This window comes from Micromonospora sp. NPDC049114, from assembly GCF_040648635.1.
Taxonomy (GTDB): domain Bacteria; phylum Actinomycetota; class Actinomycetes; order Mycobacteriales; family Micromonosporaceae; genus Micromonospora.
The window spans coordinates 1,118,535-1,131,387 of sequence record NZ_JBEZEA010000001.1; the positions used below are offsets into that span (position 1 = coordinate 1,118,535).

Annotated in this window: 11 protein-coding genes and 1 pseudogene; 7 read left to right on the forward strand and 5 right to left on the reverse strand. The window is 72.8% G+C overall.

Annotated features, from left to right (window positions below):
* The first annotated feature begins 132 nt into the window (after nt 1-132).
* Nucleotides 133-1,122: a hypothetical protein gene (locus AB0B39_RS05320; protein WP_357573555.1), complete on the forward strand. Its 990-nt coding sequence runs from the start codon at nt 133-135 to the stop codon at nt 1,120-1,122.
* Nucleotides 1,122-2,084 carry a hypothetical protein gene (locus AB0B39_RS05325; RefSeq protein ID WP_357491219.1) on the forward strand — a complete coding sequence of 321 codons (963 nt, stop codon included), beginning with the start codon at nt 1,122-1,124 and terminating at the stop codon, nt 2,082-2,084. The genes AB0B39_RS05320 and AB0B39_RS05325 overlap by 1 nt, the downstream gene beginning before the upstream one ends.
* Before the next feature lie 183 nt (nt 2,085-2,267).
* Here AB0B39_RS05325 and AB0B39_RS05330 read toward each other — a convergent pair whose 3' ends face one another.
* The 4 genes and pseudogenes from AB0B39_RS05330 to AB0B39_RS05345 all read right to left on the reverse strand — a co-directional run bounded on the left by AB0B39_RS05330 (nt 2,268) and on the right by AB0B39_RS05345 (nt 5,498).
* Entirely contained in the window at nt 2,268-3,119 is an 852-nt protein-coding gene (locus AB0B39_RS05330; RefSeq protein ID WP_357491221.1) for a menaquinone biosynthesis protein, read from the reverse strand.
* A complete protein-coding gene (locus AB0B39_RS05335) occupies nt 3,071-3,841 on the reverse strand; it encodes an MFS transporter (RefSeq protein WP_357573779.1) in 771 nt (256 codons plus the stop codon). The genes AB0B39_RS05330 and AB0B39_RS05335 overlap by 49 nt, the downstream gene beginning before the upstream one ends.
* A gap of 441 nt (nt 3,842-4,282) precedes the next feature.
* Nucleotides 4,283-4,876: pseudogene (locus AB0B39_RS05340) on the reverse strand (MFS transporter); the annotation flags it as partial.
* Nucleotides 4,877-4,919: 43 nt separating this feature from the next.
* Nucleotides 4,920-5,498 (reverse strand): winged helix-turn-helix domain-containing protein, encoded by a 579-nt coding sequence (locus tag AB0B39_RS05345; protein WP_357573556.1) that lies wholly within the window; start codon nt 5,496-5,498, stop codon nt 4,920-4,922.
* A 353-nt stretch (nt 5,499-5,851) separates the two neighbouring features.
* On the opposite strand from AB0B39_RS05345, the gene AB0B39_RS05350 reads away from it, so the two are divergent.
* The gene (locus AB0B39_RS05350) at nt 5,852-7,102 is read left to right on the forward strand and encodes a DUF222 domain-containing protein (RefSeq protein WP_357491229.1); all 1,251 of its coding nucleotides are present in this window, start codon (nt 5,852-5,854) and stop codon (nt 7,100-7,102) included.
* A 695-nt stretch (nt 7,103-7,797) separates the two neighbouring features.
* The gene (locus AB0B39_RS05355) at nt 7,798-10,125 is read left to right on the forward strand and encodes an AAA family ATPase (RefSeq protein ID WP_357573557.1); all 2,328 of its coding nucleotides are present in this window, start codon (nt 7,798-7,800) and stop codon (nt 10,123-10,125) included.
* A gap of 71 nt (nt 10,126-10,196) precedes the next feature.
* On the opposite strand, the gene AB0B39_RS05360 is transcribed toward AB0B39_RS05355, so the two are convergent.
* A complete protein-coding gene (locus AB0B39_RS05360) occupies nt 10,197-10,760 on the reverse strand; it encodes a hypothetical protein (protein ID WP_357573558.1) in 564 nt (187 codons plus the stop codon).
* A gap of 180 nt (nt 10,761-10,940) precedes the next feature.
* On the opposite strand from AB0B39_RS05360, the gene AB0B39_RS05365 reads away from it, so the two are divergent.
* Genes AB0B39_RS05365 through AB0B39_RS05375 form a run of 3 tightly spaced genes read left to right on the forward strand, consistent with a single transcriptional unit; the run spans nt 10,941 to nt 12,852 of the window.
* Nucleotides 10,941-11,579, forward strand: a complete 639-nt coding sequence (locus AB0B39_RS05365; protein WP_357573559.1) for a transporter — start codon at nt 10,941-10,943, stop codon at nt 11,577-11,579.
* The gene (locus AB0B39_RS05370; protein ID WP_234584813.1) at nt 11,576-11,902 is read left to right on the forward strand and encodes a transcriptional regulator; all 327 of its coding nucleotides are present in this window, start codon (nt 11,576-11,578) and stop codon (nt 11,900-11,902) included. Before AB0B39_RS05365 ends, AB0B39_RS05370 begins: the two co-directional genes overlap by 4 nt.
* Nucleotides 11,899-12,852, forward strand: coding sequence for an ABC transporter ATP-binding protein (locus AB0B39_RS05375; RefSeq protein ID WP_357491237.1), 954 nt, complete (start codon nt 11,899-11,901; stop codon nt 12,850-12,852). Before AB0B39_RS05370 ends, AB0B39_RS05375 begins: the two co-directional genes overlap by 4 nt.
* The last annotated feature ends 1 nt before the right edge of the window (nt 12,853 follow it).

A 12,853-nucleotide genomic window follows, 5' to 3' on the forward strand; every position in this document is an offset into this window, starting at 1 on the left:
GCCGGTCACACGATCGGCTGCCCCCACGCCGTCTCCACAGAGGCCACCTCCCCCGGCCTTGGCGAACGCACCGGTCGCCCCGGACAACACAGCCGGTCCCCCCGGCCCTGACATCTGGAGCTCACCCAACTCATGCGATCTCGCGTGACCATGGTGTTCGCCGTCGTGGCAGTTCTTCTCGGTGGCGTCCTGCTGGTCCCCACCGCGTACGCCCGGCTCTCCACCGACGACAGCTCTGGCGGCAGCGGTGGCGGTGCCAGCGTCGCCGCGCCCAAGCCGACTCCGCCGCCACCGCCCACGCTGGCGGCTGGCCGGGTATCGGTGAGCTTCAAGGGCGATTTCTTCTCCTGGGCGTTGATGGACCGGCAGACCGGCAAGATCTCCGGGTCGTCGAACATGACCGCGACCAGCTCCACCGAGTCGATGATCAAGGCGTGGATCGTCTCGGACTATCTGCGCCAGCTCGGCCCCAAGAAGCAGCCAACCGCCGCGCTGAAAGAAGCGGCTCGGCTCGCCATCGTCGACAGCAACGACACCGCGGCCAACAAGGTCCACGCCGCCGCGGGCGGGTCGTATGCGCGGTCGAAGAGCAGCATCCCCGACGCGGTGATCCAGCGGGCGATCAAGATCTGCGGACTGACCGACACCAAGCGCGGCAACGTGGAGCCCTACACGGGCTGGTGGAGCTTCACCCGCATGTCGCCCCGCGACGCGGTCCGGCTCGGCGACTGCATCGCCGACGGCAAGGCCGCCGGCCCGACGTGGACCAAGTGGGTGCTGGATCAGATGAGCAAGGTCCGCGGCAGCACCGCGAAGAAGGACCAGAAGTCGGAGTACGGCGGTGGCCGCTGGGGCATCATCGACGGTCTGCCGAAGTCGATCACCGCTCAGGGTCCGGTCAGCATCAAGAACGGGTGGACCCCGATCAGCTACGACGGCAACTGGCACGTCAACTGCCTCGCCGTCAACGACAAGTGGAGTCTCGCGGTGATGCTGCGCTACCCGATCAGGAGCGGCCTGGACTACGGCGCGCAGGTCTGCGCCAGCGTGGCCACCCAACTGGTCACCCCGCAGCCGGGTGCCGCGCTCAAGGTGCCGCAGCAGCCGGTCGGAAAGCTCTGATGGCCGGCAACCGGCGTGCCGACCGGCGCGGCGCGGGCGAGACCTCGCCGCTGCGCCTGATCGCTGTCGCGGTAATCCTCATCGGGCTGGTCCTGGTGTCGCTCCGCCTCCTGCCCGGGTCGCCGTTCGAGTCGGCAGCCGCCGCGAAGTGGGGTGACTCCGAGGCGACGACCAGCGACCGGTCCACCGGCGCGGCCACCGACCGCAGCGCCCGTCAGCCGGCCCCGCCGTCGCCGAGCCCCAGCGCCGCCCTGGAGCCGCTGCCGTTCCAGGCCAAGGACCTCAACCTCGACATTCAGGGCTGGTACTCCTGGAGCGTGCTCGACCGCCGGACCGGAAAGATCATCGGTTCGAAGAACATGGACGAGACCAGCACCACCGCCTCGATGATCAAATCCTGGATCGTCGCCGACTACCTGCGTCGCGCGGCCGACGCCGGCGAGACGCCGAGCGACGCGAAGCTCGCCGACGCCACCCGGATCATCCGGGACAGCGACAACACCCGGGCCGAACAGTTCTACAACTCGGTCGGCCGGGACGCCTCGATCAAGCGGCTGCTCTCCATGTGCAAGCTGACCGACAGCAGCGTCGCCCCCGACAAGGGGTGGTCCCGCACGGCCCTCTCCCCCCGCGACACCGCCCGCCTGGGCAACTGCATCGCCACCGGCACCGCCGCCGGTCCGAAGTGGACCAAGTGGCTGCTCAACGAGATGAAGCTCGTTCGCGGCGCCGGCGACTTCGGCATCCGCAAGGCGTTCCCGGCCGCCGAGCAGAAGCAGATCGCCATCAAGAACGGGTGGATCGACCGGACCAAAGAGCAGGAGATGCACATCAACTGCCTGGCCATCGGCGACACCTGGACGATGGGCGTGATGGTCAAGTACCCGATCGGCATGGGCTACGACTACGGCATGAAGAACTGCGAGAAGATCACCGAGGCGCTGCTGCGCCCCGGCACCTGATCAACTGCCGACCGCGGGCTGTCGGCTCGGCCCGACGGTCGGCTCGGCCCGGCGGTCGGCTCGGCTCGGCCCGACGGTCGGCTCTGCCCGGGGCTGTCGGTCTGGCCCGGGGCTGTCGGCTTGGCCCGGGGCTGTCGGTCTGGCGCGGCGGTCAGCGAGTCGCGGCAGGCTCGCGCCGGCTGCTCAGCCGGCGAAGAACTCCGGGCCACCCTCGGGCAGCGCCGGGACCTCGCCGAGCGCGGCGACCCGCCGGGCGAACTCGCGCAGCCCGGCGACCTGCCGCTCGCCGAGCGAGAAGTCCAGAGTCCGGAAGTACGTGGCCAGCGTCGCGGCGTCGAACGCCTCCCAACGCGCTGCCGCCTCGGCGACCTGGTCCAGCTCGGAGAGGCAGAGGTCGCGCGAGCGGAGGAACGCCTCGTGCACCTCTTTCACCAGGCCCGGGTGTGCGGCGGCGAAGTCGCGGCGGACCGCCCAGACGGCGAAGACCATCGGCAGCCCGCTCCAGTCCCGCCACGCCTGCCCGAGGTCGGTCACGGTGAGCCCCCGCAACGGCGCCTCGTAGTAGGCCCGGAGCGCCACGTCCCCGATCAGCACCCCGGCGTCGGCTTCCAGCAGCATCTGGGTCAGATCCGGAGGGCAGCGGAAGTAGTCGGGCCGCACGTCGTACCGCTCGGCGAGCAACAACTGCGCCAGCATGACCCCGGTCCGCGAGGTCGAGCCGAGTGCCACCCGGGCACCGTCCAGCTCGGCGAGGGGACGGGTGGAGACCATGTTGACCGAGAGCACCGGCCCGTCGCTGCCCACCGCGAGGTCCGGCAGGAGGAGCAGCTCGTCGGTGTGCTTCAGGTACTCCATCAGCGTGATGGGGCCGATGTCGAGGTCGCCGGCCACCAGCGCCGCGCTCAGCCGGTCCGGCGAGTCCTTGTGCAGGTCCACGTCGAGGAGGGTGCCCGAGCGCATCAGCCCCCAGTAGATGGGCAGACAGTTCAGGAACTGGATGTGCCCGACCCGCGGGCGTGCGACGCGCTCAGCCATGACCCGACCGTATCCCCGGCCTCCGGCTCGGGCCCGGCGGGCCGGCCCGGAGTGGCCAACCCCGCATCCGTCCCACCCGGTCGCGGTCCCTCCGGTGCCGTCGTTACCTCGCGCTCGGGGCCGGTCGACTGCGGAGGTACCGGTCCGGCCGACCGCTCACGCCCCGGCCTGCGTACCGCCCTGGCGACGACCGGCACGAACACCAGCACCACCAGGAGCCCCGCCGCGCCGGCCGCCGCGATCAACGGCCGGGGCGAAACGCGCGTGAGCAGCGCACCGCCGAGCAGATAACCGGTCATCGAACCGCCCTGCACCGCCGCGCCGAAACTGGCGTACGCGCGGGCGTGCATGGCCTCCGGCACCCGGCGAGCGATGAGAAGGTTGGCGAAGACGTTCTCCCCGGCGTTCGCCGCTCCCGCCACCAGCCAGAGCGGCACCAGCACACCCGCCGTCGGCACCAACGCCGCCAGCAGCACCATCAGGCTGCACCCGGCGAGCGCGATCAGCACCGCACGGACCAGCGCGCCGTCGTCGTCCAGCCGACGCGCGAGCCGCGCCGCCAGCCAGCCACCGGGCAACATCCCGGCCATCCAGGCGGCACCCACGAGGCCGTACGTGGTGGCAGAGCCGTTCAGCGTCTCCCGGATGAAGAAGACCTCGATCACGTTGATGCCGCCGACCGCCGCGATCACCACTGCGGTGCTCGCCACCATGACGAGCATCAGCGGATCCAGCCGCAGTCGCCAGCCCTCCGCCGTACCACCCGCAGCAGGCAGCCCGGCCACCGATGGCCCGGCCGCGGTCGGTACGGCCCCAGCCGATCCGCCCGCGGTCGGACCGGTCTCGGTCGGACCGGCCTCGGTCGGACCGGTCTCGGTCGGACCGGTCTCGGTCGGACCGGTCTCGGTCGGACCGGCCTCGGTCGGACCGGCCTCGGTCGGACCGGTCTCGGTCGGACCGGTCTCGGTCGGACCGGTCTCGGTCGGACCGGTCTCGGTCGGACCGGTCTCGGTCGGACCGGCCTGCGCCTCCGGGCCTATGGTCGGCGTTCCCGAGCCGGCAGCGGTCGGTTCGGCAGCGCACGGTTCGGCAGCGGCCGGCCCAGCAGCGCGCGGTCCAGCAGCGCGCGGTCCGGCGGCGGCGGTCGGTACGGGGGCGGTCGGCACGGCGGCTGCGGTCCGGCGACCACCGCGTCGGGTCCGCAGCAGCAGGCCGGCCGCCACCAGCGCCAGGTAGGTCGCGGCGTCGACCAGCAGCGGTACGCGGGTGCCGAACTGCCCCACCAGCAGGCCAGCCAGCACCGGGCCGCCGAGCGCGCCGAGAGAGACAGCGGTCTGACTGATCGCACTGGCGCGGGGCAGGTCGGCCGGGCGGACCATCGCCGGGAGCAGCGCCGCCAGGCAGGGCTGGGTCACCGCGAGCCCGCAGGCGAGCAGCGCGACGAGCCCCACCACCAAAACCGGGTGGGTGACGACGGCGAGCAACGTGCAGATCGCGGCCTGGGCCAGCCCGACGGTCACCAGCAGGGTACGGCTGTCGACCCGGTCGGCGAGCCGGCCGGCGAGCGGTGCCAGCACCACCAGGGGCAGGGTGGCCGCGAGCAGCAGCCCCGACACGGCGAGCCCGCCAGCTCCGGAACCCTGGAGGGCGAGGGCGAGCGCGGTGGCGGCGAGGAAGTCGCCACAGATCGTGATTCCACGAGCCGAGGCGGCGAGCCACACGTCGGACCAGCGCGGCGGACCAGTTGTGAAGGACATACTTCGAAAATAATCCTTCACAACTGATCAGCACAACCCCCGTCTATGCCAGCGGCACCGTCCGGTACTGCACGGCGACGGAGCGCGCGTCCGGCGGCACCTCCGTGCGGTGCCGCGGGTAGTACGGCCTCAGCAGCGCCAGGACCGCTTCGTTGAGGGCGGCCAACTCCTCCGCTGTGAGCACGAGCAGCGCCTCGTTGAACAGCGCCGCGTCGTACCACTCAGGAGGTTCATCCCCGGCGCGGCGCAACCAGTCCCGGGTCCGCTCCATGGCGCGCGCCGCATGCGCCTCCACCAGGGCCTGTTCCGCGGCCCGCGCCTCGGGCCCGGCCTCGCGGCCCGCGTCGACCATGAGGCTTGGGTTCGACGTGCGCCACACCCGTTCCCGGGCGTCCCCTCGGCTCGGCGCCTGCTCCACCAAGCCGAACTTCGCCAACGCCCGCAGGTGATAACTGGTCGCGCTCGGTGACAGCCTGACGATCTCCGCACACTCGGTGGCGGTGCTGCCATCGACATGGCTGTGGAGATACTCCATGATCGCGATCCGGGCCGGATGGGCCAGCGCCCGCATCACCTGCGGGTCACTGACCATCCGACGCGGCTCGGGACGGGCCTCGGTCATGCCTCCATGATCCCGGCCGCCCACCCGACCCGCCATCACCCCGCACATCCCGCCACGTCGGACGCCCGGCGCAGGCACCGTGCCGCGATCATCCGACAGCCGGCCGACCGCCCCGAAGGTCGAACCGGGGTCGCGGGCTGCGTCGATACCGCAGGTTGGCGGTGGCGGAGGCGCTCAGCATCGGCGGCCCGCCTGCGCGTCCCCGAGCCCGGGTTCGCTCATTTCACCCGGGAACCGGCTGCCAGGTTGTCGCCGCCGGGAGCCGCGCACCCCGTATTGGCGAATTGGCTGAGCCGGGCGGGAGAGTCATCCGGCGGCGCAAAGTTGTCGTACACCTGTTCTATCGTGGCTTCATGTTGGGGGCGTTGGCACAGGCGAGCGGTGCCGTCGACGACTGCGTCGAGGCTGCGGCGTGGGCCCTCCCCGACAACGAACTGCTCGCCTCGCTCGACGCAGCTCACCAGGTGGCGCAGCGATTGGCCGCCGTCCAGCTCGGTCTGGTGCGCGAGCTGGACGCCCGAGGTCTGGCCGTCGCCGAAGGCGCCTCGTCCACCGCGGTCTGGTTGCGGGATCGCCTTCGGCTCTCCAGCCGGTCCGCCCGCCAGCTCGTTCAGCTCGCGGCCACCCTCGACGCCGCGCCACCAGCGGTCCGCGCTGCCGTGCACGCCGGCACCATCACCGTGGAGCAGGGCCGGGTGCTGGCGGAGACCATCGCCGCCCTGCCCGTCGAGGCCGGGCCGGAGGTGGCCGACAAAGCCACCGAGCTGCTGATCACGTGGGCCGATCGGTTCGACCCGGCCACCCTGAGCCGCCTCGGGGAGCGCGTCCTCGCACACGTCGCGCCCGACGTGGCCGACCAGGCAGAGCTGGCAGCTCTCAAGCGAGCCACCGAGCGAGCCGAGGCCCGCCGGCACGTCACCCTCTCCGACCAGCAAAATGGTCAGATACGTCTGAGCGGCACCCTCGACACCGAAACCGCGAGCCTGCTGCGCGAGGCCATCGATCCGCTCTGCGCCCCGGCCGGTGAGCACGACGAGCGCAGTCCCGGTCAACGCCGGGCGGACGCACTCGGTGAGATCTGCCGGCTGGCACTGCGCACCGGCGACCTGCCCGACAACGGTGGGGACCGCCCGCAACTGGTGGTCACCATGTCACTGGACGCGCTGGTCAACGGCGTACGCGCAGGCACCCTGGAAACCGGGGTGCGCCTCACACCGGGCGCGGTCCGACGCCTGGCCTGCGACTCCTCGGTCCTCCCGGCCGTGTTGGGCGGCAACAGCCAGATCCTGGACGTCGGGCGTCAACGCCGACTCTTCACCGGCCCACTGCGGCGCGCGCTGGTGCTACGCGACGGTGGCTGCGCCTTCCCCGGCTGCGACCGGCCATCCCGTTGGTGCGACGGCCACCACGTCCGCCACTGGGCCGACGGCGGCACGACGACGCTGGGCAACGCGGTCCTGCTGTGCGGCCACCATCACCGGCTCCTTCACCAGGGTGACTGGATCGTCCGCATCGCGCCGGACGGCCAGGCCGAATTCCTCCCGCCCGACTGGATGGACCCGCTCCGCACCCCACGGCGCAACCTCTACCACCGGCGCTGCTGAGACCGGCCAAGCTCACTCATCGCGAAACCGGCCGAGACCAGCGACCAAGCCCCGGCGGCCCGTTCGCCCACGCCTAGCCAGGCCCCCCGACGCACTGGCCGCCCGGCTGGCCCGGCCCACGTCGGACGCCGGCCCGGCTCGGGTGCGCCCGGCGCTACCTCGCGGATAGGCCCGGCCGGCCCGGCCCACGTCGGACCCCGGCCCCGCTCGGGTGCGCCTGGCGCTACTTTGCGGATAGGCCCGGCTGGCCCGGCCCACGTCGGACCCCGGCCCGGCTCGGGAGCGCGTGGCGCTACTTTGCGGATAGGCCCGGCCGGCTCGGCCCAGGTCGACCCGCCTGCCTACCTGCCCAACACCGGCCCGTGGATCCACCCGCGAGGTAGCGCCCGCAACACCAGGGCAACCGCACGCGATGATCCTGCGTCGCTCAGGACCGACGGCCAGACGAAGACCGACGAGACCAGCACCAGGCCCGGGCAGTGCGCGCCCGGCGCTACGTCGTTCTGCGCCACGCCAACGCGAACGGGTGGTCTCGTCGGTAATTCGGTGGAAGGGGCCCTCGGGAGGGCGTAGGGTTGCAGCCCGCTTGACGGCCGAGGTGAGCTGCACCGGAACGGACGTCACCGCGCCGGGCGGGCGGCCATCCGCCACCGGACACGCGAGCGCGCAGCAGATGTGAACGATGGGACGTCAGCATGCCCGCACCTGACCTGGACACCCACCCCGAAACGGATCTGGTCGCCGAACGCGCCCATCTGGCCACCTCGCGCGCGGCGCTGCGCCGGATGCGGGAGCGGGCCGAAGCCCTCTTCTCGACCGGCGACCAGGTGGCCGGCGACCCGTACGCGGCGGAGATGCTCGGCCGTACGCTGGCCCGCCGGGTGGCCGAACTGGCCGACGACCCCACCACGCCGCTGTTCTTCGGCCGCCTCGACTTCGGTGGAACCACGAGCGACGACAAGACGGCCACCGGACCCACGACCAGCGCCACCACGACCAACGCCGACACCACAAACAGCGCAGCCACCACCAGCGCAGGCACCGCCACCAGCAGCACGACCACCACCAGCGCCGGCGAGGCAAGCGGAGGCAGCGGCAGCGGAGGCAGCACCGGACGCAGCGGCAGCGGAGGCAGCGGAGGCAGCGGCCGCGGAAGCAGTGGCCGCGAAGGCAGCGGCAGCGGCAGCGGCGATCATTATGGTCGGCGGTATCACGTGGGGCGGCGGCATGTCACCGACGAGCACGGCGAGCCGCTGGTGCTGGACTGGCGGGCACCGGTCTCCCGGTCGTTCTACCGGGCCAGCGCGCGCGATCCGCAGGGAGTGGCGGTCCGGCGGCGGTTCGGGTTCAGCAACGGGGTGTTGACCAGTTTCGAGGATGAGCGGCTGGACCGGGGCGAGGAACTGGGCACGGCCAGTCGGATCCTCACCTCCGAGATCGAGCGACCGCGCGTCGGGCCGATGCGCGACATCGTCGCCACGATCCAGCCGGAGCAGGACGAGCTGGTCCGGGCCGACCTGGCCGACTCGATCTGCGTGCAGGGGGCGCCGGGCACCGGCAAGACAGCTGTCGGCCTGCATCGGGCCGCGTACCTGCTCTATCTGCACCGGGAGCGGTTGCGGCGGGCGGGCGTGCTGATCGTCGGGCCGAACAGGGCGTTCCTGTCGTACATCGCGGCGGTGCTGCCGGCGCTCGGTGAGGTCGAGGTCGAGCAGGCCACCGTGGAGGAGTTGATCTCACGGGTGCCGGTGCGGGCGGTGGAGGCGCCGGCCGTGGCGGCGCTCAAGCACGACGCGCGGATGGCGAGCGTCCTGCGGCGCGCGGTGCAGACACGGATCGGTACGCCGACCGACTCGATCACCGTGTCGGACGGTTCGTTCCGGTGGCGGATCGGCTTGGAGCCGCTGCACCGGATCGTCGAGGAGACCCGTCGGGAGGGGCTGCCGTACGGCACCGGCCGGGAGCGGGTGCGGGCGCGCGTGGTGAGTCTCCTGCAACGGCAGGCCGAGGCACGGCGAGCGGAGTCGCCCAGCGACGCGTGGCTGCGCCGGATGAGCCGGTGCCGGCCGGTGGTGGACTTCCTGGACGCGGTCTGGCCGGCGCTCACCCCGGAGGGGCTGGTACACGGTCTGCTCTCCGACCCGGCCCGACTCGCCACGGCTGCGGACGGGTTGCTCAGCGACGCCGAGCAGGCGCAGCTGGTCTGGGCGAAGCCGGCCCGTACGCCGAAGGCCGCCCGCTGGACCGCCGCCGACGCGGTGCTTGTCGACGAGGCTGCCGGGCTGCTGGAGCGCCCCTCCGGGTTCGGGCACGTGGTGGTGGACGAGGCTCAGGATCTCTCCCCCATGCAGTGTCGGGCCATCGCCCGGCGCAGTGAGCACGGCTCGGTCACCCTGCTCGGTGACCTCGCGCAGGGCACCGCGCCGTGGGCGGCGACCGACTGGCGGGAGTCCCTGACCCACCTGGGCAAGCCGGACGCCGTGGTGGTGCCGTTGACTGTCGGTTTCCGGGTGCCCGCTGCGGTGGTCGCGTTCGCCAACCTGCTGCTGCCGGCGCTGGCGGTGGACGTACCGCCGGCCGAGTCGCTGCGTCACGACGGCGGCCTGGATGTGCGTACCGTGGCCGATCTGACCGCCGCGACGGTGGCCGAGGTGCGGACGGCGCTCGCGCACGACGGTTCGGTAGGTGTGATCGCCGCGGACGACGCGGTCGACGAGCTGCGCGCGGCGCTGGCCGCCGCGGGCGTGGCCACCGCGACCGCCGACGACGTCACCGCCGCGGAGCGGGTCACAGTGGTGCCCGCGACGCTGGTCAAGGGTCTGGAGTACGACCACGTGGTGGTGGTCGAGCCGGCCGCGATCGTCGCGGCCGAGCCACGCGGGCTGCACCGGCTGTACGTGGTGCTCACCCGTGCGGTGTCCCGCCTCTCGGTGCTGCACAGCGAACCGCTGCCCGCGCCACTGCTGACCGCGCCGCCGCAGACGCCGGCGCAGGCCGCGCCACTGGAGCCGGCGCCGCTGTAGACCGCGCTGTCCCCGGCGGCGTTGGCGCGGGCCACGGCCAGCTCGCCGGTGCTCGCGGCGGGTCGGGCGGGTCAGCGGCCGGTCAGCGCGGCGGCGATCTCGCGCAGTGGCTTGCCGTGCTCGGCGATCGGCACCGTGAACGCCAGCCACGAGCCGTCGGTGAACTCGATCCGCAGCCGCTTCGGGTTGAGCCGGTGCCAACGCACCCGGGCGTCGGCCACCGCCGGCCGGGGCACGGACCAGACGATCCGGGTTGCGGCGGCGGCCCGCTCGTCGTCGGCCCGGCTCGACCAGATTGTCATCGGCCCGGACGCGCACACGAGCAACCGCCGGTCGGTGACCGCGAGGACGGTGTCCTCGATCGAGGTCACCGGAGGCACCGGCCGCCGGGCGTACCGCAGGGTGGAGGCGGCCGAGCCGGGGACGCCCCGGCCGGCGACCCCGAAGGCCACGCGGTCGACGATCCGGTCGCCCGCCGAAAAGGACAGCAGCGGTACGAGCAGGTTGAGCAGGACCCCGGAGACAACGCCGGCGGCACGGGAGGAGGCTGGGCGGTCAACGGCGGGCGGATCGGCGGCGGGCGGATCGGCTGGCCCGACGCCCTGGGCGATCTCCGCCTTCGCGACGGCGAGCAACTGTTCGTCCGGCTCGACAAGGTCGGTCAGCCGTGCCTGGTAATTGATGCCGGCCCTCCTCTGTCCTGTGCGACGGGTCAGCCACAGACGACTCCCACCGTAGGCACTCCGCGCCGCTGTCGGGTACCCGCCACGGGAGCGGGGCACACGGCTTCGACTTTGCGCCGTAAAGTTGTTTGCGTGGAACACGACGACGATCGACCGCCCGCCGACGCCGCGACGGCACTCCAACTGATCCGCGACCAGCGGGCGGCCACGGTCTCCCGGTTGGAACCCGACGCCCGGCTCATCTACTGGCCGTGGGGCGTGGCGTGGCTGGTCGGCTTCGGGCTGTTCTTCCTGCGCTACTCCCCGGACGGGCGGGTGCTGGTCCGGTTGCCCGACTGGCTGCCCCTGACCGCGCTCTTCGCCCTGCTGGTGGCCGCCGGCGCGATCCAGGCCGTGGCCGGCGCGCGGGCGTACGGCCAGGTCAGCGGGGACTCGGCCCGGCGCGGCCGGTGGTACGGGTGGGCCTGGGCCCTGGGGTCGGTGAGCGTGTACGCGGCGGTCGGCCGGGTCTCGGAACACCTGCCGCACGATCTGGCGGCGCTGCTCTGGTCCGCTGCCGCCGTGGGGTTGACCGGGGCGTTGCACATGGCGGGCGGCGCGATCTGGCTGGACCGGGACCTCTTCCGGCTGGGCGTCTGGATCAGCGTGATCAACGTGCTCGGGGTGATCGCCGGGCCGGGCTGGCACGCCCTCGTCATCTCGGTGGCCGGCGGGGCCGGGATCCTGGTCGCCGGAACCATCGCCCGGCTGCGACAGCGACGCCGGCCATGACCGACCTCGATCCGGTCATCCACGCCCAGGCACGGCTGCGGGTGGTCGCCGCGCTCTCCGCGCTCGGCGACGGGGACCGGATCACCTTTCCCCGGCTCCAGGAACTGCTCGCGATGACCGCCGGCAACCTCTCCGTCCACCTGCGAAAGCTGGAGGACGCCGGGTACGTCGAGATCAGCAAGACCCATCGTGGACGTACCCCGGCCACCCTGATCCGGCTCAGCCGGCGGGGCCGGCTGGCGTTCGAGGAGTACACCGAAGCCATCCGCACCCTGCTCGATCCCTCCCAGCTCGGCCCCACCCCGTCGAAGGAGCAGTCATGACCCTCGCCCGCGCCGACCAGGCCAGCCGCCGGTACGGCGACGTCCTCGCCCTCGACCGCGTCGACCTGGAGGTCCGGGCCGGCGAGCTCGTCGGCCTGCTCGGCCCCAACGGCGCCGGCAAGAGCACCCTGATGAATCTGCTGGTCGGTCTGCGTCGGCCCAGTTCGGGCCGTGTCGAGTTGTTCGGGCGCGACCCCCGCGACCCGGCGTCGCGGCGGCAGATCGGCGTCACCCCGCAGGAGACCGGTCTGCCGGGCACGCTGCGGGTCGGCGAGGTCGTCGACTTCGTCTCCGCGCACTACCCCGACCCGGTGCCCCGGGGTGAGCTGCTCGACCGCTTCGGCCTCGGCGACCTCGCCCGGCGGCAGACCGGCGGGCTCTCCGGCGGCCAGCGTCGCCGGCTGGCCGTGGCGCTGGCGTTCGTCGGCCGACCCCGGCTCGTACTGCTCGACGAGCCGACCACCGGCCTGGACGTCGAGGCCCGGCACACCCTGTGGGACGCGATCCGCGCGTTCCACTCCGACGGCGGAACCGTCCTGCTGAGCAGCCACTACCTGGAGGAGGTGGAGGCGCTCGCCCACCGCGTGGTGGTGATCGGGCAGGGCCGGGTGCTCGCCGACGACACCGTGGAGGCCGTGCGCGGCATCGTCGGCGTACGCCGGGTCAGCCTGGTCGCCGATGAGCTGCCCGAACTGCCCGGCGTCGTACGCGCCGAACGGGTCGACGGACGACTGCACCTGCTCACCACCGACGCCGACGAGCTGGTCCGGGCGCTGGTCGGCTCCCGGGCGGCGTTCACCGACCTGGAGGTGCGGCCCACCTCGCTGGAGGAGGCGTTCCTCGCCATCACCAGCGGGACGGGCAGCCAGGAGCAGGCCCACGTCGCCGCGCAGCCCGCCCCCGAAGACCCCGCCCCCGCCGCTGCCGGCGGCCGACCCACCACCCGCTGAG